Genomic DNA, 475 nt, shown 5'->3' on the forward strand with positions numbered 1-475 from the left:
GACGGCGCCGAGGACGTTGTCCTCGGGCACGACGACGCGGTCGAAGGTGACCTCGCAGTGCCCGCCGATCATGGCGCGGTCGAGGGTGCTGATGTGGCGGCCGACGGTGATGCCGGCGGTGTCGGCGGGGACGAGGAACATCGTGGCGCCGCCGCGGTCGCCGGGGGTGCCGGAGGTGCGGGCCATGACGATGAAGAATCCGGCACCGTCCGCGCCGGTGATGAACCACTTGTGGCCGTCGATGCGCCAGCCGCCGTCGGTGCGGGTGGCGGTGGTGGTGAGGGCGGAGGGGTCCGAGCCGGCGCCGGGGGCGGGTTCGGTCATCGCGAACGCGGACCGCACGTCGCCGCGGGCGAGCGGGGCGAGGAACTGTTCCTTCTGGGCGGTGGAGGCGACGTGCGCGAGGAGGTGAACGTTGCCCTCGTCGGGGGCGCCGATGTTCGTCGCGATCGGCCCGAAGAGGGAGTAGCCGGCT

Annotated in this window: 1 protein-coding gene; it reads right to left on the minus strand. The window is 73.1% G+C overall.

The window, feature by feature from the left end:
• Positions 1-475 (minus strand): acyl-CoA dehydrogenase family protein (locus ASG69_RS23010; RefSeq protein WP_235578836.1); only part of this gene is annotated, 475 nt, incomplete at both ends.

This window comes from Rhodococcus sp. Leaf225 (assembly GCF_001426145.1).
Lineage (GTDB): Bacteria > Actinomycetota > Actinomycetes > Mycobacteriales > Mycobacteriaceae > Rhodococcoides.